General features: G+C 69.6%; 15 protein-coding genes and 3 pseudogenes. 16 read left to right on the forward strand and 2 right to left on the reverse strand.

The window, feature by feature from the left end:
• The 7 genes and pseudogenes from AN218_RS00980 to AN218_RS01010 all read left to right on the forward strand — a co-directional run.
• A pseudogene (locus tag AN218_RS00980) lies at positions 1–744 on the forward strand (ABC transporter family substrate-binding protein); the annotation flags it as partial.
• A gap of 204 nt (positions 745–948) precedes the next feature.
• Complete coding sequence (gene typA / locus AN218_RS00985) at positions 949–2820, forward strand: translational GTPase TypA (RefSeq protein WP_070014523.1); 1872 nt, start codon at positions 949–951, stop codon at positions 2818–2820.
• A gap of 288 nt (positions 2821–3108) precedes the next feature.
• On the forward strand, positions 3109–4749 hold the full coding sequence (locus AN218_RS00990; protein WP_070014524.1) for a peptide ABC transporter substrate-binding protein: 1641 nt from the start codon (positions 3109–3111) through the stop codon (positions 4747–4749).
• 14 nt (positions 4750–4763) lie between these two features.
• A pseudogene (locus tag AN218_RS00995) lies at positions 4764–5686 on the forward strand (ABC transporter permease).
• Positions 5687–5772: 86 nt separating this feature from the next.
• A complete protein-coding gene (locus AN218_RS01000; protein ID WP_079131702.1) occupies positions 5773–6831 on the forward strand; it encodes an ABC transporter permease in 1059 nt (352 codons plus the stop codon).
• Between the two features lie 80 nt (positions 6832–6911).
• Entirely contained in the window at positions 6912–7895 is a 984-nt protein-coding gene (locus AN218_RS01005) for an ABC transporter ATP-binding protein (RefSeq protein WP_070014536.1), read from the forward strand.
• Positions 7876–9072 (forward strand): ABC transporter ATP-binding protein, encoded by a 1197-nt coding sequence (locus tag AN218_RS01010; RefSeq protein WP_079131703.1) that lies wholly within the window; start codon positions 7876–7878, stop codon positions 9070–9072. The genes AN218_RS01005 and AN218_RS01010 overlap by 20 nt, the downstream gene beginning before the upstream one ends.
• Here the strand turns inward: AN218_RS01010 and AN218_RS01015 are convergent.
• A complete protein-coding gene (locus AN218_RS01015; protein WP_070014525.1) occupies positions 9036–10142 on the reverse strand; it encodes a hypothetical protein in 1107 nt (368 codons plus the stop codon). The two genes, AN218_RS01010 and AN218_RS01015, sit on opposite strands and share 37 nt — an antisense overlap.
• Before the next feature lie 533 nt (positions 10143–10675).
• On the opposite strand from AN218_RS01015, the gene AN218_RS01020 reads away from it, so the two are divergent.
• The 5 genes from AN218_RS01020 to AN218_RS01040 all read left to right on the forward strand — a co-directional run bounded on the left by AN218_RS01020 (position 10676) and on the right by AN218_RS01040 (position 16906).
• On the forward strand, positions 10676–11719 hold the full coding sequence (locus AN218_RS01020; protein WP_079131704.1) for an ABC transporter permease: 1044 nt from the start codon (positions 10676–10678) through the stop codon (positions 11717–11719).
• 86 nt (positions 11720–11805) lie between these two features.
• Complete coding sequence (locus AN218_RS01025; RefSeq protein WP_070014527.1) at positions 11806–13599, forward strand: ABC transporter substrate-binding protein; 1794 nt, start codon at positions 11806–11808, stop codon at positions 13597–13599.
• A gap of 126 nt (positions 13600–13725) precedes the next feature.
• Positions 13726–14703, forward strand: a complete 978-nt coding sequence (locus AN218_RS01030; RefSeq protein WP_070014528.1) for an ABC transporter permease — start codon at positions 13726–13728, stop codon at positions 14701–14703.
• Between the two features lie 10 nt (positions 14704–14713).
• The gene (locus tag AN218_RS01035) at positions 14714–15787 is read left to right on the forward strand and encodes an ABC transporter ATP-binding protein (RefSeq protein WP_070014529.1); all 1074 of its coding nucleotides are present in this window, start codon (positions 14714–14716) and stop codon (positions 15785–15787) included.
• 12 nt (positions 15788–15799) lie between these two features.
• On the forward strand, positions 15800–16906 hold the full coding sequence (locus AN218_RS01040; protein ID WP_070014530.1) for an ABC transporter ATP-binding protein: 1107 nt from the start codon (positions 15800–15802) through the stop codon (positions 16904–16906).
• 179 nt (positions 16907–17085) lie between these two features.
• Here the strand turns inward: AN218_RS01040 and AN218_RS01045 are convergent, their stop codons facing one another.
• Complete coding sequence (locus tag AN218_RS01045; protein WP_070014531.1) at positions 17086–19380, reverse strand: S9 family peptidase; 2295 nt, start codon at positions 19378–19380, stop codon at positions 17086–17088.
• Between the two features lie 242 nt (positions 19381–19622).
• Here AN218_RS01045 and AN218_RS01050 point away from each other — a divergent pair, with 242 nt between their 5' ends.
• The 4 genes and pseudogenes from AN218_RS01050 to AN218_RS36320 all read left to right on the forward strand — a co-directional run.
• Positions 19623–19817, forward strand: a complete 195-nt coding sequence (locus AN218_RS01050; protein WP_070014532.1) for a hypothetical protein — start codon at positions 19623–19625, stop codon at positions 19815–19817.
• Positions 19818–19848: 31 nt separating this feature from the next.
• Positions 19849–20865: an N-acetyl-1-D-myo-inositol-2-amino-2-deoxy-alpha-D-glucopyranoside deacetylase gene (gene mshB / locus AN218_RS01055; protein WP_070014533.1), complete on the forward strand. Its 1017-nt coding sequence runs from the start codon at positions 19849–19851 to the stop codon at positions 20863–20865.
• Positions 20862–21368 carry a DUF6113 family protein gene (locus AN218_RS01060; protein WP_275936948.1) on the forward strand — a complete coding sequence of 169 codons (507 nt, stop codon included), beginning with the start codon at positions 20862–20864 and terminating at the stop codon, positions 21366–21368. Before mshB ends, AN218_RS01060 begins: the two co-directional genes overlap by 4 nt.
• Before the next feature lie 128 nt (positions 21369–21496).
• Positions 21497–21841: pseudogene (locus AN218_RS36320) on the forward strand (hypothetical protein); the annotation flags it as partial.

Genomic DNA, 21841 nt, shown 5'->3' on the forward strand with positions numbered 1-21841 from the left:
CTCGCGGCGCAGCCGCTCACGCTCTCGCCCGTCACCGCCGGGCAGCGCGCCTCGCTCATGACGCAGGCCGCCCGCCTCGAACTGGGCGAGGCGCAGTCGCGCGGCTCGGCGAGCGAGGTGCGCGAGGCCCGCGCGCAGTTGACGGAGGCGACGCACGCCCGTGCCGGCGCGGACGAGCTGCGGCTGCTGTCCGACGGCGGCGCCAAGGTGCAGCGCATGAAGGCGGGCAAGCCGCTGACGCTGCGGTTCGTGCTGCCCTCCGGGCCCGGTTCGGAGCCGATCAGGGCGACCGGCACCCGTATCGCCAAGGCGCTGACCCGTATCGGCGTGCGGACGAAGATGAAGCAGGTGCCGGACGAGGAGTACTTCGCCAAGCACATCACCACCGGCGACTACGACCTGGCCATCTACTCGTGGCCGGGAACGGCCTACCCGGCGACCGACGCCCGTCCGATCTTCGCCAAGCCGGCGGCCGCCGCGGACGGTTCGCTGCTCGTCGAGCAGAACTACACCCGCGTCGGCACCAACCAGATCGACCAGCTCTTCGACCAGGCGTCCAAGGAGCTGGACGACGGCGCACGCAACGACCTCATCAAGCGCGCCGACGCCCGCATCTGGGCGGCGGCGGGATCGGTTCCGCTCTACCAGCGGCCGCAGTTGGTGGCCGCGAGCGAGAAGGTCGCGAACGCGGGCGCCTTCGGTTTCGAGACCCCGCGCTACCAGGACATCGGCTTCGAGAAGTGACCCGGCGGCGGCACCCGGGACCTCCCTTCCCGGGCGCCGCAGGGCCTCGGGCCCGGCCACCGGCACAGGGCGGACGCCGTCCGGCAGGCGGCCGGGCCTTACCATGGTGGGCAGTGCCGCGGCGAGATCCAGCCCGGCAGGGCGCGTGAGATGCAGTGAACGGACCCGCGTCCACCCACGATCCGGGAGAAGCGTCAGTCAGTCATGCCCACGCGCCACGACATCCGTAACGTCGCCATCGTCGCCCACGTCGACCACGGGAAGACCACCCTCGTCGACGCCATGCTCAAGCAGGCCGGAGCGTTCGCGGCCCACCAGCTCGAGTCCGTGGACGACCGCGTGATGGACTCCAGCGACCTGGAGCGCGAGAAGGGCATCACCATTCTCGCGAAGAACACCGCGGTCAAATACCACCCCAAGGGCGGCGGAGACTCCGTCGTCATCAACATCATCGACACCCCCGGCCACGCCGACTTCGGCGGCGAGGTCGAGCGCGGCCTGTCCATGGTGGACGCCGTGGTGCTGCTGGTGGACGCCTCCGAGGGGCCGCTGCCGCAGACCCGCTTCGTCCTGCGCAAGGCGCTGGAAGCGCGGCTTCCGGTGATCCTCTGCATCAACAAGACGGACAGGTCCGACGCCCGTATCTCCGCGGTCGTCGACGACACCTACGACCTCTTCCTCGACCTGGACGCGGACGAGGAGCAGATCGAGTTCCCCATCGTCTACGCGTGCGCGCGGGACGGCGTCGCGTCGCTGACGCAGCCCGAGGACGGCAGCGTCCCCGCCGACAGCGACAGCCTGGAGCCGTTCTTCACCACGCTGCTGGAGACCGTCCCGGCGCCGACGTACGAGGAGGACGCGCCCCTCCAGGCGCACGTCACCAACCTCGACGCCGACAACTTCCTCGGCCGTATCGCGCTGCTGCGCGTGAAGAACGGGACGCTGAAGAAGGGTCAGACGGTCGCCTGGCTCAAGCGGGACGGCAGCGAGCAGAACGTACGCATCACCGAGCTGCTGATGACGGACGCGCTTACCCGCAAGCCCGCCGAGGCCGCCGGGCCCGGCGACATCTGCGCGGTCGCCGGCATCCCCGACATCATGATCGGCGAGACCCTGGCCGACCCGGAGAACCCGGTGGCGCTGCCGCTGATCACCGTCGACGAGCCGGCGATCTCGATGACGATCGGCACCAACAACTCGCCGCTGGTCGGCAGGGGCGGCAAGGGCCACAAGGTCACGGCCCGCCTGGTGAAGGACCGGCTGGACCGCGAACTGGTCGGCAACGTCTCGCTGCGCGTCCTGCCCACCGAGCGTCCCGACGCCTGGGAGGTGCAGGGCCGGGGCGAGTTGGCGCTGGCGATCCTCGTCGAGACGATGCGCCGCGAGGGCTTCGAGCTGACGGTCGGCAAGCCCGAGGTCGTCACGCGGGAGATCGACGGCAAGCTGCACGAGCCGGTGGAGCGGATGACGATCGACGCCCCCGAGGAGTTCATGGGCGCCATCACACAGCTCATGGCCTCGCGCAAGGGGCGGATGGAGACGATGACCAACCACGGGTCCGGCTGGATCCGCATGGAGTGGATCGTGCCCGCCCGCGGACTGATCGGCTTCCGTACGGAGTTCCTGACGGAGACCCGCGGCACCGGCATCGCCCACAGCATCTACGAGGGCCACGAGCAGTGGTTCGGCGATCTGCGGACGCGGCGCAGCGGCTCGCTCGTCGCGGACAGGGCGGGCTCCGCGACGCCGTTCGCGATGATGAATCTCCAGGAGCGCGGCACGATCTTCATCGAGCCGGGCACCGAGGTGTACGAGGGCATGATCGTCGGCGAGAACTCCCGTTCCGACGACATGGACGTGAACATCACCAAGGAGAAGAAGCTCACCAACATGCGGGCGGCGGCGGCCGATACGACGGAGAACCTGGTGCCGCCGCGCAAGCTCTCGCTGGAGCAGTCCCTGGAGTTCTGCCGCGAGGACGAGTGCATCGAGGTCACCCCCGACACCGTTCGCATCCGCAAGGTCGAGCTGGATCAGAAGGCTCGCGGGCGGGCGGCTGCGCGCGCGAAGCGCTGAGAGCAGAGCTGAAAGAAGCGCTGAGCGTGCGCTGAGACGTGCGCTGAGAACGGAGCAGTACGAGGGCCACGCGGCGGCCCCCGGTACCCGGTCACCCGGCCGGTCGTACCGGGGGCCGCCGCTTTGCGTCGTCCGAACTCCCCCTGTGGGGCCCGTAATGGGGCCGCGCCGCCCGGGACCCCGTCCCCGAAACGGCTCCGCGGGGCCGCCGCGACGCCGAGATGATGCCGCGCGGAGGGTGTTATCTGGTCGGCAAGGCAAGACGTCGGCGGTACCGAGGAGGCACCCATGCGTGGAGCCACGCGTGTCACATGGGCATTCGGCTGTGCGACGGTCGTCACCATCGCCGCTGCGGGGTGCGGCGGGGGAGCGGGCGGAGGTACGGCGGCCGGTTCGGACGCCGGGATCGTACGGGCCTTCTGGACCGACCCCCAGAATCCCCTGGAGCCGGCCAACACCAACGAGGTGCAGGGCGGCAAGGTCCTGGAGATGACCTTCCGGGGGCTCAAGCGCTACAACCCGCAGAGCGGCAAGGCGGAGAACGCCGTGGCCGAGTCGATCACGACGGACGACCAGCGGAACTTCGACATCACGCTGAAGAAGGGCTGGAAGTTCTCCGACGGATCGCCGGTGACCGCCAAGTCCTTCGTGGACGCCTGGAATTACGGGGCGCTCGTCACCAACAACCAGGTCAGTTCGTACTTCTTCGAATACATCGACGGGTACGACGACGTACACCCCGAGAACGAGGGTGCCAAGCCCAAGGCCAAGACGATGTCCGGGCTGAAGGTGACGGGCAAGAACACCTTCACGGTGCGGCTCAACCAGAAGTTCTCGCAATGGCCGGACACCCTCGGGTACGCCGCCTTCTCGCCGCTGCCGGAGAAGTTCTTCACCGACCACCAGGGCTGGCTGAAGAAGCCCGTCGGGAACGGCCCTTACCAGGTGGACTCGTACACCAAGGGCCAGTCCATGAGGCTCTCGGCGAACAAGAAGTACGCGGGTCCGGACAAGCCGAAGAACAAGGGCGTCGAGCTGAAGGTCTACACGGACCAGAACACCGGCTACACCGATCTCCAGGCCGGGAACCTCGACGTCTTCGACGAACTGCCGGCGGGTCAGCTCAAGAACGCCAAGCGGGATCTCGACGGGCGCTACATCAACCAGCCCGCGGGCATTCTCCAGACGCTGTCCTTCCCGCTCTACCAGAAGGAATGGCAGACCGAGAAGGCCAAGAAGGTACGCCGCGGGGTCTCGATGGCGATCAACCGCGAGGAAGTGACGCGGAAGATCTACCACGGCACCCGCAAGCCGGCCACGGACCTCACCTCGCCCGTCCTCACCAAGTCCGGCGGCTACAAGCCGGGCCTGTGCGGCGAGGTCTGCTCGTACGACCCGAAGAAGGCGAAGAAGCTCATCAAGGAGGGCGGCGGACTGCCGGGCGGCAAGGTCACGCTCACCTCGAACGTCGACACCGGGTCGCACCGGCAGTGGATGGACGCCGTGTGCAACAGCATCAACAACACCCTGGGCAAGTCCGGTGCGTGCAGCGTCAATCCGGTGCCGACCTTCGGTGAGTTCCGCAAGGACATCGCCGGTAAGAAGCTCAAGAGCATGTTCCGTACCGGCTGGCAGATGGACTATCCGCTGATCCAGAACTTCCTGCAGCCGCTGTACTACACGGACGCCTCCTCCAACGACGCCGGCTATGCCGACAAGCGCGTCGACGAACTCATGGACGAGGCGAACGCCGCCGGCCAGAAGGAGGCCGTCAGCAAGTTCCAGAAGGCGGAGAAGATCGTGCTGGACGACCTTCCGGCCATTCCCCTCTGGTACCAGGACGGTAACGCCGGATATTCGGACCGGGTGAGCGACGTACGGCTCAATCCCTTCTCCGTGCCCGTCTTCACCGACATCAGAGTCAAGTGAGAGTGTGAGCCGCCGTGGGGCGCTACGTCGTCAGACGACTGCTCCAGATGATCCCGGTCTTCATCGGGACGACGTTCCTCATCTTCGTGATGGTGTACGCGGTCGGCGACCCGGTCAACGCGATGTTCGGGGACCGGGCGCCCGACCCCGCCACCGCCGCGCAGCTGCGCGCCCAGTTCAATCTCGANAGCCGCTGTGGCTCCAATACCTGCTGTACATGGGCGACATCTTCACCGGCGACTTCGGCACGGCCTTCAACGGGCAGCCCGTCACCGAGCTGATGGCCAGGGCCTTTCCCGTCACGCTGCGGCTCGCCCTGATCGCGGTGATCATCGAGATCGTCATCGGCATCGCGCTGGGCGTGATCACCGGGCTGCGGCGCGGCCGTCCCGTCGACAGCTCGGTGCTGATGCTCACGCTCGTCGTCATCTCGGTGCCGACGTTCGTCACGGGCACCCTGGCGCAGTATCTGCTGGGCGTGAAGTGGGGCTGGATCCCGCCGGCCGTCTCGCCCGCGGCGCCGGTCGGTCAACTGCTGCTCCCGGGGCTGGTGCTGGCGCTGCTGTCGCTCGCGTACGTCACACGGCTGACGCGGGCGTCGATCAGTGAGAACGTCCGCGCCGACTACGTACGCACCGCGGTGGCGAAAGGGCTGCCGCGGGCCCGGGTCAACGTCCGCCATCTGTTGCGGAATTCGCTGATCCCCGTCGTCACCTTCCTCGGCACGGACGTCGGGAACCTGATGGCGGGGGCCCTGGTCACCGAGCGGATCTTCAACATCCAGGGCGTCGGATTCCAGCTCTGGCAGGGCATCGTCCGGCAGAACTCGCCGACCGTCGTCGGCTTCGTGACGATCCTCGTGATCGTCTTCCTTCTCGCGAATCTGATCGTCGACCTCCTCTACGCCGTGCTCGACCCGAGGATCCGCTATGCGTGAACTCAACGGCACAGAAGGCAGCAGCGCAGAAGACAGCAGGCCCGCAGGCGGCAGCACCGGAGCGTGCGGCGGGCGGGAGGTGGCGCATGGCTGAGCGCGCGCCCGAGAGCACACCTCCGGCGGACGGGCCGGGGCCGGACGCGACGGGTACGGCGGATGCCACCGCGCCCGCCGGTGCCACCGGGCTTGCGCCCGCTCCCGGCACCGCACCGTCGGCACCGTCCCCCGCGCCGTCCTCCGCCCCGGGCCCCGGAACTGAGCCCGGAACTGGGCCCGGACCCGGCCCTGCGGGGCGCTCCCGCAGCCTCTGGTCCGACGCCTGGTACGACCTGCGCCGCAACCCCGTCTTCATCGTCTCGGCGCTGCTGATCCTCTTCCTCGTCCTGATCTCGGTCTGGCCGGGAATGATCGCCGGGCGCAACCCGCTCTCGTGCAGCCTCGACAAGTCGCTCGATCCGGCCGCCCCCGGCCACTGGTTCGGCTTCGACACCCAGGGCTGCGACGTCTATACGCGCGTGGTCTACGGGGCCCGTACGTCCGTGACCGTCGGCGTCTGCGCGACGCTGGGCGTGGCCGCGGCCGGCAGCGTCCTCGGCGGGCTCGCCGGTTTCTTCGGCGGCTGGTGGGACGCGCTGATCTCGCGGCTGACGGACGTCTTCTTCGGCATCCCGATCATGCTCGGCGGGCTGGTGTTCCTGTCGATGACGGGCAGCCGCTCGGTGTGGACGGTGGTCGCCTTCATCGTTCTGCTGGGCTGGCCGCAGATCGCCCGTATCGCGCGCGGCGCGGTCATCGCGGCCAAGCAGAACGACTATGTGCTGGCCGCGCGCGCCCTGGGCGCCGGCAACGTACGGATGCTGGTGCGGCACATCCTTCCGAACGCGATCGCGCCCGTGATCGTCACCGCGACCATCGCGCTCGGCACGTACATCGCCCTGGAGGCGACCCTGAGTTATCTGGGCGTCGGGCTCCAGCCGCCCACCGTCTCCTGGGGCGCGGACATCTCGGACGCGTCGCAGGGGATGCAGTTCCGCAACGCGCCGCACATCCTGCTCTATCCCGCCGCCGCGCTGAGCCTGACCGTTCTGGCGTTCATCATGCTCGGCGACGCGGTGCGCGACGCCCTCGACCCCAAGCTGCGCTGAGGGAGGCGTACGTGACACAGACCCAGGCGGGCGGCGGCCCGGCTCCCGGCCCTGACCCCGACGGGGCGGACCCCGCGCGGCTGCTCGAAGTGCGGGATCTGCGCGTGGAGTTCCGTACGCGCGACGGAGTGGCCACCGCCGTGGACGGGGTCAGCTTCGGTGTGGCCGCCGGTGAGACGCTGGCCGTGCTGGGGGAGTCCGGCTGCGGCAAGTCCGTGACCGCGCAGGCCGTGATGGGCATCCTCGACTCGCCGCCGGGGCACGTCACGGGCGGCGAGATCCGCTTCGGCGGCCGGGACCTGCTGCGGATGTCCGCCGAGGGGCGCCGTGCCGTACGCGGTGCGCGGATGGCGATGATCTTCCAGGACGCCCTCTCCGCGCTGAACCCGGTGCTGAGCGTCGGGCAGCAGCTCGGCGAGATGTTCCAGGTGCACCGGGGCGCCTCCCGCAAGGAGGCCCGCGCGAAGGCCGTCGAACTGATGGAGCGCGTACGGATTCCCGCGGCCCGCGAGCGCGCGGGCGACTACCCGCACCAGTTCAGCGGCGGGATGCGGCAGCGCATCATGATCGCCATGGCGCTCGCGCTGGAGCCCGAGCTGATCATCGCGGACGAGCCGACGACCGCGCTGGATGTGACCGTACAGGCCCAAGTGATGGAGCTGCTCGCGGAGTTGCAGAGCGAGTACCGGATGGGCCTGATCCTCATCACCCACGATCTGGGCGTCGTCGCCGACGTCGCCGACCGGATCGCCGTGATGTACGCGGGCCGCATCGTGGAGACCGCACCGGTCGGCGACCTCTACCGGGCGCCCGCGCACCCGTACACCCGCGGGCTGCTCGACTCCATCCCGCGGCTGGACCAGAAGGGCCAGCAGCTCGACGCCGTCAAGGGGCTGCCCCCGAGCCTGCTCCGCGTGCCGCCCGGCTGTAGCTTCCACCCCCGCTGCCCGTTGGCGCGTCCCGTCTGCCACGCCGACGAACCGCCGCTGTACGAGGTGGGGCAGGGGCGGTCCAGCGCATGCCACTTCTGGAAGGAGCTGCTCGATGACGAGTGCGCCGAGTGAGGGTGCGGCGGCGCGGGCCGCCGGCGCGGGCGGTGCGACCGGTGCGCACACCGCCGCGTACGAGTCCCGTACGGCGCTGACGGGCACCGCCCCGCGCGAGGCACGCGAGGCGATCCTCGACGTCCGCGACCTGGTCAAGCACTATCCGCTCACCCAGGGCGTCGTCATCAAGCGTCAGGTGGGCGCGGTCAAGGCCGTCGACGGCGTCTCGTTCGAGCTGCGGCGCGGCGAGACGCTGGGCATCGTGGGGGAGTCGGGCTGCGGCAAGTCGACGGTGGCCAAGCTGGTGACGAGCCTGGAGGCGCCCACCTCCGGGAGCATCCGCTTCAAGGGCGAGGACGTGACCCGGCTGAGCGGCAGGGCGCTGAAGGCCGTACGCCGCAACATCCAGATGGTCTTCCAGGACCCCTACACCTCGCTGAACCCCCGTATGACCGTCGGCGACATCGTCGGCGAACCCTTCGACATCCACCCCGAGGTGGCGCCGAAGGGCGAACGGCGGCGCGCCGTACGGGAGTTGCTGGACGTCGTCGGGCTCGACCCGGAGTACGTCAACCGCTATCCGCACCAGTTCAGCGGGGGGCAGCGGCAGCGCATCGGCATCGCGCGGGGACTCGCGCTGCGGCCGGAGATCATCGTCGCGGACGAGCCGGTCTCGGCGCTCGACGTCTCGGTGCAGGCGCAGGTGGTCAACCTGATGGAGCGGCTCCAGGACGAGTTCGACCTCTCGTACATCTTCATCGCGCACGATCTGTCCGTCGTACGGCACATCTCGGACCGGGTCGGCGTGATGTATCTCGGCAAGCTCGTCGAGACCGGCACGGAGAGCGAGATCTACGAACACCCCACCCATCCCTACACACAGGCGCTGCTCTCGGCCGTGCCGGTGCCCGACCCGGGGGCGGAGGCGGGGCGTGCGCGGATCGTGCTGGAGGGGGACGTGCCCTCGCCCGCGAACCCGCCGTCCGGCTGCCGCTTCCGCACCCGCTGCTGGAAGGCGGACGAGCGGTGTGCTCGGGAGGAGCCGCCGCTGCGGATCCCCGACGGTGCGGGCGGCGGAGCGGGGAGCGGCGGGGAGGGCGCCGACGGCCCGGGCAGGGGCACGGCCGGGAACGCGGCCCGCCACCCCTCGGCGTGCCACTACGCGGAGGAGAAGGCGCGGATCGTGCCCGACTGAGCCTCGCGCAGGTCGGCCTCGGCGTTCCGCGGCGCCAGCGCCGAGAGCACGCCCAGCGCGGCGACGACCTCCAACAGGGCGGTGCAGATCCACAGTTGGTCACGCGTGGAGAGGTGGGCGAGGTCGCCCAGCAGCCCGGACTTGGCCGCGAAGGAGAGATGGAAGAGCCCGAGGCCGAGCAGCGGTCCGCTCACCGTCATCCCCAGCGGACGCGAGTGCGGGACGCGGGCCAGCGCCGCTGCCGCCGCCCACAGCGCCAGCAGCGTCAGGGCCCAGCCGTACCAGCTCTCGGGTACGGCGAGCAGCGTGGCCAGGGCGCGGTCGCCGGTGAAGTGGTTCGAATACAGCGCCCAGCCCTGCTCGGTGGCCGAGTGGATCTCCCAGGCGGCCAGCGCGGCGGCGGCCGCGGCCAGCAGCGCGCACGCGACGGCGCCGCCGATACGCGTGGGGCGGGCGGGGGGTTCGTCGCGGGTGCTGTGCGCGGGGGCGTGGCCGCGGGGACGGGCGAAATCGCCGTCGTGGTCGCCGAGTTCGGCGGAATCGGCTCCGCCGTCCGCGGCGCCGGCACCGTCCGCGGCGCTGGCACCGTCCGCGCCGCCGGCACCGTCCGTACCGTCGGCCGCCTCCGTACCGTCATGGACCGGACGCCGCCCCACCGCCCCCAGCACGATCAGCGCCGCGCCGACCACGAGCATCGCGATGGCGCTCACCAGCACCTTGGTGCGCAGGCCGTCCGAGACGCCGCTCTGCACCCAACTCGCGTTCAGATTCCACAGGGTGGGGACGCGCAGCAGGATCGTCAGCACACCCGTGGAGACGAAGAGCGAGCCGGCGGCGGAGGAGACCGCGGCGGTGACGGCGCAGACCGTGTAGAGGACGAGCAGCGTGGGCTCGACGAAGGAGCTGGCCCATATCCCGTCCTGCGCGCGGAAGATGAGACCCGACCACATCCACCAGGCGTCGGCCACGGCGGTGGCCTTGTCGAAGTCGCGGACGATCCAGGCGAGGTCGAGCGCCGCGAGGGCGGCGAGCAGCACGGCGCCCGCCGCCCGCGCGCCGGGTCTCAGCATCCTGTCGTGGCTCAATTGCGGCCCCCCGCGGTGCGGTTGCCGAGTGCCGCGCGGTGGGTCCGGCCGGCGGCGCCTCGGAGCGTTCCGTCAGCCTACTGCGGAGTTCACCGGCGGATCGTGGCGGCCGGGTGGCAGGCTCTGTACCGGCCCTCCGCCGACCCCGCGTACGTCCGGGCCGGGACGGCATGGCCCCGTCCCGGCCCGGCGTTACGGCACCCGCACGGCCGTACGGACTTCAGAGTGCAGGGTTCGTATATCGGAGCCGCGACGACTGAGTTGCGGTCGTGTTAACGCGTTTCAAGCATTCATGTGACGATATGTCGCACAGCGTCGGACCTCGTCAAGCACGCTCTGACCTCAATCTGCAAAACCTTCGCTCAAGATGCGCCGAGGGTCCACATGCTGAACCCGATACCCCTTGACTGGGCACTTATTGACTTGCAAAGTCTCCTCAACCCATGGCACGGACACAGCCAGCGTGCCAACGCATGGATCTATCCGCATAGATTGACGAGCGCGGGGGCGCAGACACGATGACAAGTCCATCCCAGGCCGCGATCGCCGGGGCAGAGACCCCAGGTCCCGATGGCGCCGGCCTGAACTCCGAGCCGGTCGACGGCGACAAAGCCGCCACGGACCAGCTCGGCCGCTCTCCCGGCCAACTGATGTGGATGCGCTTCAAGCGCGACCGTACAGGCGTCATATCCGCCTTCGTCGTCCTCATCATGTTCGCGATCGCGGCACTGGCCCCGGTGATCTCCTGGCTCTACGGCAAGGATCCCTGGACCCGCTACGGACAGATACGTCCGGGCCTGCTGAACGACAACGCATACCCCGTCAAGCCCAACGGCGGCATGGACAGCGAGTTCTGGTTCGGTCTCGAACCGGGCCTCGGCCGTGACGTCCTCACCCAGCTCGTCTACGGGATGCGCACCTCGCTCTCCCTCGCGGTGGTCATCACGATCCTCTCGGTGGTGCTCGCCATCGTGATCGGTGTCGCGGGCGGCTATCTGGGCGGCAAGCCGGACTACTTCCTCGGCCGGCTCACCGACCTGATGATGTCGTTCCCGAACCAGCTCTTCTTCGTCGCCTTCACCCCCGTCATCGGCGCGCTCCTGGTCAGCCCGCAGGACGAGATGCCCACGTGGCTGCGTGCCTGTGTGCTGATCTTCGTCATGTGGCTGCTGGGCTGGATGACGCTGGCCCGTCTGCTGCGCGGTCAGGTACTGACGCTGCGCGAGCGGGAGTTCATCGAGGCGGCGAAGGTCGCCGGCACCCCGCCCTGGCGGATCATCCGCAAGGAACTCCTGCCGAATCTGGTCACGCCGATCCTGGTGCAGTCGACCTACATGCTCCCGAACTTCGTCACCGGCGTCGCGGGCCTCTCGTTCCTCGGAGTCGGCATGCAGGGCTCCACTCCCGACTGGGGGCGGATGTTCGCCACGGGGGCCGAGGTCTACCAGAGCGACATCACCTACATGATCTTCCCCGGCGTCGCGATGGTGATCTTCATCGTCGCGTTCAACCTGCTCGGGGACTCGGTCAGGGACGCCTTCGACCCGAAATCGGGACGTTGACGACCGAGCAGCGGGGGGTGCTGCCACCCCAGCACCGCATGAGTCAGGCAGCAACACACAACCGACAGGCAGGTGCTACCACCACTATGAGCAGATTCAGGATGCGTACGGCGCGCGTCTCCGTCGTGGGGCTTGCAGCGGGCGCTCTCATCCTCACCGGATGCAGCAGCGGCGGCGGCGGCGACGCCGGAGGCGTGAGCAAGGACGACGCCGCGAAGCAGCAGATCAAGTACGAGTTCGGCGACGCGAAGGACTCGACCGGGCCGGCCGAGCCGGTCAAGGGCGCCAAGAAGGGCGGCGTGCTGACGGTCTACCAGCGCGACAGCTTCGCCCACCTCGACCCGGCACAGATATACGTGAGCGACGAGGGCTCGATGTCGACCCTCATCCACCGTCGGCTGACCAGCTACAAGCGCGACAGCGCCGGCAAGTACACGGTCGTCGGCGACCTCGCCACCGACAGCGGCACGCCCTCGAAGGACCAGAGGACGTGGAAGTACACGCTGAAGGACGGCGTGAAGTGGGAGGACGGCTCCCCGATCACGTCGAAGGACATCCGCCACACCTTCGAGCGGCAGTTCGCGCCGTTCATCTCCGAGGGCCCCGTCTTCATCCAGCAGTGGATGGCCGGCGCCAGCGGCACCGGCTACCGCAAGCTGCTGCCCGACGGTCCGTACAAGGGCGACCACCTGTCCGACAAGGTGCTCGAGACGCCCAACGACAAGACCATCGTCTTCCACTTCAAGGACCCGCAGCCCGACCTGCCCTACGCGCTGGGCATGGCCGGATACGCCGCCGTCCAGAAGAAGGGCGACACGAAGGAGAAGTACGACAAGAAGCCGGTGGCTTCCGGTCCGTACAAGATCGAGTCCTTCAAGTCCGGCAAGAGCATGAAGCTGGTGCGCAACACCGAGTGGGACGCGAAGACGGACCCGGTGCGCCACCAGTACCCGGACTCGCACAACATCCAGTTCGGCGTCTCCTTCGAGGCGTCCACGAAGCGGCTCGTCTCCGACAGCGCCGAGAACCAGACCGCGGTCAGCTACAGCAACCAGGTCGACGCGTCCAGCATGCAGTCCGTGCGCTCCGACCCGAAGGTCAAGGACCGCTCGCTGTCGGGCTACCAGCCCTACGTCGGCAAGATCTCCTTCAACATGGACCGGCTGAAGAACAAGAAGGTCCGTGAGGCGATCGCCTACGCGCTGCCTGCGCAGTCGCTGATGCAGGCCTTCGGCGGGTCCGGCGGCGGTGAGCTGGCGGGCAACTACCTGAGCCCGACGGTCGCGGGTCACACCGAGTCCGACCCGTACGGCAAGGTCGAGAACCCGCAGGGCGATGTGAAGAAGGCCAAGCGGATCCTCAAGGAGGCCGGCAAGACCGGCATGAAGCTGACCTTCGCCTACCAGAACTCCCCCGAGTGGTCGGACTTCTCGATCGCTGCGAAGGACAACCTGACCAAGGCCGGGTTCGACGTCCAGCTCAAGGACATCGTCACGGACACCTACTACGACCAGATCGGCAAGATCAAGAACAACTACGACATGTACCACTCGTCGTGGGGTGCCGACTGGCCGAGTGCGTCCACCGTGATCCCGCCGACCCTGGACGGCCGGCAGGTGCAGGACGGTGCGTCGAACTACTCGCACTACAACAACCCCAAGATGAACAAGGAGATGGACCGCATCTCCAAGATCAAGGACGCCGACGAGGCGGCCAAGGAGTGGGGCAAGCTCTCGGACGAGATCCTCAAGAAGGACCTGCCCGACGTTCCGCTGATGTACTACAAGCAGATCCAGCTTCACGGATCGAAGGTCGGCGGCGCCGTGATGAACAACGTCATCAGCGGCATCGACCCGACCCAGTTGTACGTCAAGAAGTAGCAACGCACACGGCGCGATCGTTCGCGCCGGCCGCGGTGCCCTCCCCCCGGGAGACTCCCGGGGGGAGGGCACCACGGGCCGTTCCCCCACCACCGAATCCGCCGCCCACGAGAGCTGCGTTCCGCCATGCTTCGTTTCCTCGTCCGCCGGTCACTCGGCGCGATGGTGATCCTGCTGATCATCAGCGCGGTCACTTTCTTCCTCTTCTACGCCGTACCGCGAGATCCGGCGATGCTGGCCTGCGGCAAGAACTGCACGCCGGACGCGCTGGAAGTCATCCGCAAGAACATGGGCATCGACGAGCCGATACCCATGCAGTACTGGCACTTCATGATCGGCATCTTCGCCGGCCGCACCTTCGCCCAGGGCGCCTGCCCCGCCCCCTGCTTCGGCTACTCGTTCGCGAACTCGGACCCGGTCTGGGACACGATCCTCGACCGCTTCCCGACCACCGTCTCGCTCACCGTGGGCGGCGCGATCGTCTTCCTGGTCATCGGTCTCGGTGCGGGCATGATCGCCGCCTGGAAGCGCGGCACGTTCGCCGACAAGCTCTTCAGCACCGGCTCGCTCGTGCTCAGCTCGATGCAGATCTACTTCGTCGGCCCGCTCGTGATGGCGCTGCTGGTCTTCAACCTGGGCCTGCTCGACCAGCCTTCGTACGTTCCGCTCTCGGAGGACCCGGCGGGCTGGTTCATGGGCCTGCTCATCCCGTGGATGGTGATCCAGATCATCTTCACGGCCAACTACACACGTCTGTCGCGCTCTTCGATGATCGAGCAGCTCGCGGAGGACCACGTCCGCACGGCACGCGCCAAGGGCATGTCGGGGAAGTTCGTCTTCTTCCGCTACGCGTGGCGCGGCTCGCTCATCCCGATCGTGACGATCTTCGGCGTCGACCTCGGGTCGCTGCTCGGCGGCGCGATGATCACCGAGTGGACGTTCTCCCTGCCGGGGCTGGGGAAGCTGGCGGTCGACTCCGTCGCGAACACCGATCTGCCCATGGTGATGGGCGTGATGCTCTTCTCGGCGACGTTCATCATCCTCTTCAACGTCATCGTGGACGCCGCGTACGCATTCATCGACCCGCGCGTGCGGCTGGCCTAGGAGTACCGCTGTGAGCACCCTGACCAAGGACGCGGGCGTTCCGGCTCCGCGCGACGCGGGCACGTCCGGAGCGTTCCTCTCCGTACGCGACCTGTATGTGCACTTCGACACCGAGGGCGGCATCGTCAAGGCCGTCGACGGGCTCTCCTTCGACCTGGAGCGCGGCCGTACGCTCGGCATCGTCGGCGAGTCCGGCTCCGGCAAGTCGGTGACGAACCTGTCCATCCTCGGGCTGCACAACCCGAAGAAGACCGACGTCTCCGGCGAGATCCTGCTGGACGGGCAGGAGTTGACCGGCGCGCGGGAGAAGACGCTCGAATCGCTGCGCGGCAACAAGATGGCGATGATCTTCCAGGACCCGCTGACGGCGCTCTCGCCGTACTACACCGTGGGCCGCCAGATCGCCGAGCCGTACCGCAAGCACATGGGCGCCTCCAAGCGCGAGGCCCATCTGCGGGCCGTCGAGATGCTGGACAAGGTCGGCATCCCCAACGCCAAGCTGCGGGTGGACGATTACCCGCACCAGTTCAGCGGCGGTATGCGCCAGCGCGCCATGATCGCGATGGCGCTGGTGTGCAACCCGGACCTGCTCATCGCGGACGAGCCGACCACGGCCCTCGACGTGACGGTGCAGGCGCAGATCCTCGACCTGCTCAAGGACCTCCAGCAGGAGTTCGGTTCGGCGATCATCTTCATCACCCACGACCTGGGCGTGATCGCGAACGTCGCGGACGACATCCTCGTGATGTACGGCGGCCGTGCCGTGGAGCGCGGCACCGTCGGCGAGGTGCTGCGCGCGCCCCGGCACCCGTACACCTGGGGCCTGCTCAGCTCCATGCCGCGGCTGTCGAGCGACGTCGACGAAGAGCTGATGCCGATCAAGGGCACGCCGCCGAGCCTGCTCGCGCCGCCCTCCGGCTGCCCGTTCCACCCGCGGTGCGACTACGTCGGCGAGGTGGCCGGCGACAAGTCCTGCTCCGTACAGCGTCCGCTGCTGCCGGCGGGACGCGGCGCCGCCTGCCATCTGACGGCGGAGCAGAAGGAGACCTTCTTCATCGAGCAGATCAAACCCCGGCTGGGCTAGGGAGAAACAGCAATGAGCGAAGAACTCACCCTGACCAAGCCGCAGGACGAGGTGCCGGCGTCGGGCGAACCCCTGATGACGGTCGAGGGTCTGACGAAGCACTTCCCGATCATGGGCGGCTTCCCGTTCAAGCGGCAGGTCGGCGCCGTACAGGCCGTCGACGGCATCGACATGAGCGTGCTGCCCGGCGAGAGCTTCGGGCTCGTCGGGGAGTCCGGCTGCGGCAAGTCCACGACGGGGCGGCTGCTGACGAGGCTGCTGGAGCCCACACGCGGCAGGATCACCTACCGGGGCCGGGACATCACCCACGCCAGCCGCAGGGAACTGGCGCCCGTACGCTCCGAGATACAGATGATCTTCCAGGACCCGTACTCGTCGCTGAACCCGCGGCAGACCGTCGGCTCCATCATCGGCAACCCGATGGAGGTCAACGGGATCAATCCGCCCGGCGGCCGGGAGAAGCGCATCCAGGAGATGCTGGAGACCGTCGGTCTCAACCCGGAGCACTACAACCGCTTCCCGCACGAGTTCTCCGGCGGCCAGCGCCAGCGCATCGGCGTCGCGCGCGCCCTCGCGCTGGAGCCGAAGCTGATCGTCGCGGACGAGCCCGTCTCCGCGCTGGACGTCTCCATCCAGGCGCAGGTCGTCAACCTGCTCCAGCAGGTGCAGCGCGACATGGGCATCGCCTTCGTCTTCATCGCGCACGACCTCGCGATCGTGCGGCACTTCTCGCAGCGTCTCGCGGTGATGTACCTGGGCAAGATCGTCGAGGTCGGCGACCGCGAATCCATCTACGAGCGGCCCCGCCACCCGTACACGCACGCGCTGCTCTCGGCCGTGCCGGAGGCCAAGCTCGACGACGGCGAGGAGGACGACAAGCGCGAGCGCATCCGCCTCGCCGGCGACGTGCCCTCGCCGATCAACCCGCCCTCGGGCTGCCGCTTCCGTACGCGCTGCTGGAAGGCGCAGGACAAGTGCGCCACGGAGGAGCCGCCGCTCGTGCAGATCACGGGCAACAAGGCGGGCCATCTGACGGCGTGCCACTTCCCGGAGGAGGGCACGACTGCCCGCGACGAGGAGATCGTCCTGGACACGGCGCTCAGGGCCATGGAGGCCTAGGAACCGACGCGTCCGAGGGGCATACCGCTCAGCCCGCGTTCAGGGCAGGGCTGAGGCCGGGGCCGGTGCTACGTCCCGCTGGAAGGCGCCGCCGCGAGGGGATCGCGGCGGCGCCTTCGTGTCGCCTGCGGCCGGGGGGCTCCGGCGGTGTCCGACGTGCTCCCGCCCCTGCGCCATGCCTATTCCATGCCCAACGTCCGCTTGAGGAAGGCCACTTGGAGCAGCAGCAGATTCTCCGCGATCTGCTCCTGCGGGGTCATGTGCGTCACGCCCGACAGCGGCAGCATCTCGTGCGGACGTCCCGCCGCGAGCAGCGCGGAGGAGAGCCGCAGCGTGTGCGCGGCGGCCACGTTGTCGTCCGCAAGGCCGTGGATCAGCATCAGCGGACGGTGTGTCTCCGCGGCGTCCGAGAGCCCGTCGTCGGTGACGAGCGAGGAGCGGGCGTAGACCTCCGGGTCGTCCTCGGGGGTGCCGCAGTAGCGCTCGGTGTAGTGGGTGTCGTACAGCCGCCAGTCCGTCACGGGGGCGCCGGCGACGGCCGTGTGGAAGACGTCCGGGCGGCGCAGCACGGCGAGCGCGGCGAGGTAACCCCCGTACGACCAGCCGCGGATGCCGACCCGGGTGAGATCCAGCGGATGGTCCGCGGCGAGCGACCGCAGCGCCTCCACCTGGTCGTCCAGGGTGACGTCCGCGATGTCGCGCGAGACGGCCTTCTCCCACGCCGGTGAACGCCCCGGTGTGCCACGCCCGTCGGCGACGACGACGGCGAAGCCCTGGTCGGCGAACCACTGCGAGGTCAGCCAGGCGTTGTGCGCCGCGACGACGCGCTGACCGTGCGGTCCGCCGTAGGGATCCATCAGGACGGGCAGCGGTCCGTCGCCCTCGCGGTGGTCGGACGGCAGCAACAGGCCCGCGGGGATGCGCCGTTCGCCGGTGAGCAGCAGACGCGGCGCCGTGCTGAGGCGGGGCGCTTCGGCGTACGAGGGGACGACGTCGAGGGGCTGGAGCGTGGGCGCCCCCTCCCGCAGATCCATGCGCAGTACGGCCGCGCGGGCACCGGCGCGGGAGAGCGAGGCGGTGGAGAGCACCAGGACGTCGCCGCCGCGGACAGCGGAGGCGACGTGCGGCTGCGCTTGGGCGGCTGTGCCGCTGCCGCTGCCGCTGCCGTCGCCGGGGTCGGTCAGGCGCGTGACGCCCGCGCACGACCCGTCGTCCGCGAAGCGTGCGAAGTGGACGCCGATGTCGCCGACTTGGGCCCCGTCGAGGGCGGTCCCGTCGAGGGCGCCGCCGAGCGAGCCTCCGCCGGTGCCGCCGCCCGCCGAGGCCGAGAAGAGCACGCCGTCCGCCGCGACGTCGAGCACGGCACGTACGTGCAACTCCCCGCCGGTGAGGGCGTGTTCGCCGACCGTCAGCACCCGCGTGCCGGAGGCGTCGCCGATGCGCACGGGCCGTCCGTCCGGCGTGCGCGTGGGCACACCGGGGAACAGCTCCAGCCAGTCCGCGTCCTCCTCCGTGTGCAGGGTGCGGGTGGCGCCGGTGGCGGTGTCGACCTCCAGATGGAGCTGGGTGCGCTGGTCGCGGGACTGGACGAGCAGCAGCGGCGGCCCGCCCGCCGACCAGTGGACGCGCGCGAGATACGGGAAGCGCGCGCGGTCCCACTCCACTTCCAGACGCTCACCGCCGTCCGCGCTCACCAGATGCAGCGAGACGTCGGCGTTGGCGGTGCCCGCCGCGGGATAGGCCACCTCGGAGGGCCGCCGGTCCGGATGGGCAGGGTCCGCGATCCACCACCGCTGTACGGGCGTCTCGTCGGCGCGTGCGACGAGCAGCCGTCCGCCGTCCGGCGACCACCAGAAGCCCCGGGTGCGGTCCATCTCCTCGGCGGCGATGAATTCGGCCAGACCGTAGGTGATCCGGTCGTTCTCAGGAGCGGCCAGCGCCCGGTCGTCCGTGCCGTCCCGGCCGACGACGCGCAGCGCGCCGCCCGCCACATACGCGACGCGGCTGCCGTCGGGGGAGGGGCGGGGATCGACGACGGGCCCCGGTGTCTCCAGCGCACGGCAGCCGCCGCCCGTCGCGCCGCCGCCCGTCGCGCCGGTTTCCCCCGTACCCGTCAGATCCGCGACGAAGAGGCGCCCCGAGAGCGCGAACGCGGCATACTCGACCGCCTTGTCGGTGGCATATCCGACGATTCCGGCGGAACCCTCGCGGCTGCGCTCACGGCGTGCGCGCTCCTCGGCGGACAGCTCCTCCTCGGCGCCCCCGAGCAGCGCCGCCGGGTCGGCCGCGACACGTTCGCGGTCCCCGTCGGCGCCGTACGTATCGCGCACCCAGAGGAGGTTGGCCCGGTCGGTGCTCTCGCGGGAGCGGAGGAAGACGACACGGGATCCGTCGGGCGCGACGGTGAACGCACGCGGGGCGCCCAGGGTGAAGCGCTGGGTGCGTGCGTACTGGCGGGGGAAAGAAGTGGTCATGCGGCAGAGGGTAGAGCCTGACGGGCGCGCCCTCACCGCGTGGGAGGCGCCCCCGGAGGTGGCCGGATTCGAATATGCGCCCCTCCTCTGCACCTGTGCACCTGGCCCGTGCCATCTGACGGATAGTTATGATCCATTGCACGAGGCGGGAGCCGGGTAGGAAGCCGGTGTCCCGCTCCTGTCATGGGCTCATTGCTGTCCGGAACCGTCGCCCGACCGCGCGTACTTGGAGGTGAACCGCCGTGGCACTCTCGATTTCGGCGGTCGTGCTGCTCTTGATCATCGTCCTGCTTCTCGTCAAGAAGGCGGGGCTGAAGGCCGGGCACGCGGTGGTGTGCGTGCTGCTGGGCTTCTATCTGGCGGGTTCGTCGATCGCGCCCACGATCAACGAACTCACGTCGAACGTGGCGGGCATGCTCGGAGACATCAAGTTCTGACAGCTCCGGGCGGGGCCGTAGGGTCAGGGGCATGAGCCGAGCCCCTGACCGCCGTCTGCTTCTGGTGCACGCACACCCGGACGACGAGTCGATCAACAACGGTGCCACCATGGCCGGATACGCGGCCGAGGGCGTCCATGTCACGCTCGTGACCTGCACGCTGGGCGAAGAGGGCGAAGTCATCCCGGCCGAGCTGGCGCATCTCGCGCCGGAGCAGCAGCCGGAGTCCGGGCCCGCTTCCGAGGGGTCCGGTTCGGGGTCCGGTTCCGGGGGCGAGACGTCCCCGTCCGGCGCACTCACCCCGCTCGCCCGGCACCGCATGGGCGAACTGGCCCGTGCCATGCGCGAGTTGGGCGTCAGCGACCACCGCCTCCTGGGCGGCCCGGGCCGCTACCGCGACTCCGGGATGACGGGCCTCCCGGCCAACTCCCGCCCCGGCAGCTTCTGGCAGGCGCCCCTCGACGAGGCCGCGCTGCATCTGGTGCCCGTCATCCGCGAGGTACGTCCGCAGGTGCTGGTCACCTACGACCCCGACGGCGGCTACGGGCACCCCGACCACATCAAGGCCCACCGCGTCGCGATGCGCGCCGCCGAACTGGCCGCCGATCCCGACGCCGCGCCCGAAGCGGGCACACCGCACCAAGTGCCCCGTATCTACTGGAACTGCGTGCCCCGCGCCGTCGTCGAGGACGGCTTCGCGCGGCTCCGCGCGCTCGACCCCGTTCCGTACGAGGCGCTGGCGGAACCGGAGGACGTACCCGGCCTGGTGGCGGACGAGTCACAGGTGGACGTCGTCGTCGACGGGCGGGCCCACGCGGCGGCGAAGGCCGCGGCGATGCGTGCCCACGCGACCCAGATCACCGTCGGGGACGGGACGTTCGCGCTCTCGAACGGGCTGGGCCAGCCGCTGATCAGTACCGAGTTCTACCGTCTCGCGCACCGCACCGGCGAGCGTTCCGGCGCTCCCGCGCGGGATTTGTTCGCGGGAACGGACGCCTCGGCGCGAACGGCAACGGGAGCCGGAGCGGGGACGGGAGAGGACGCATGAGCGGCGAACGGGGCCCGTGGGGCGAGCCCGGAAAGCAGAACAAGCGGGACGACGGCGGCGGCCGGGCGCAGGGAAGCCCTCGCGCGGACGGTGCCGAGAGCGCCCGTGAGGAGGCCCCCTGGCCCACGAAGGTCCCCGCCTCCCGCGCCGCACGTCTGCTCGTCTATCTCGTCCTCGTACTCCTCGGGGTGCTCACCTCGGCCGCCGGCGCACTGGTGCAGAGCGGCTGGTTCCCCGGCGGGCTGCTGCTCGCGCTCGCCGGAGCGGTCGGACTCTTCTGGGGCGGCGGCAAGTTGTGCCGTACGCGTGTGGGAGCGGCGGCGCCCGGAATCGGATGGATCGTCACGGCGTTCCTGCTCACCGCCCCGCGCCCGGAGGGGGACTTCGTCTTCGGTGCGGGGATTGGTTCATATGTCTTTCTCCTGGGCGGGGTGCTCGCCGCTGTGATGTGTGCCACCATCGCGCTGCCGGCACCGCCAGTGCCAGGGCACAAGTACCGCTGACGAGGCCGCTGTCCAGGGGATTACGAGGGAGAGGGTTCCCCGGCGGCGACCGCAAGTAAGCTGGTGCGCGCCGGCGAGCCGTCCTGGACACGCATCATGGACGGCGAACCCAACCGGGAGTACCTGCTTTGAGTCGTGAAACTGACCGTTCGTCCTCCGGGCCCCAGGGCGGCCGAGGCGGTTCGCCGTATCCGCCGGGCGCCGGGCCGTACGGCACCGGCACGTCCGGCGACTCCGCCGACTCGCAGGAGACGGCGCCCTCGGACGCCCAGCGACGGCCCGAGGACCGTAAGACCGAGACGACGCTCACCACCCGCATCCGCATCAACATCCCCGGCTCGCGGCCGATTCCGCCCGTCGTGATGCGGACACCGGTGGCCGACGGAGAGACCGGCGCGGGCACGTCCGAGGCGGTGGACGGCGCCGCCGCGCAGGGCGCGGACGCCGCCGAGGCGCCGCATCCGCTGCGCGCG

Origin of the sequence: Streptomyces nanshensis, from assembly GCF_001751255.1 — a bacterium.
Taxonomy (GTDB): Bacteria; Actinomycetota; Actinomycetes; order Streptomycetales; family Streptomycetaceae; genus Streptomyces; species Streptomyces nanshensis_A.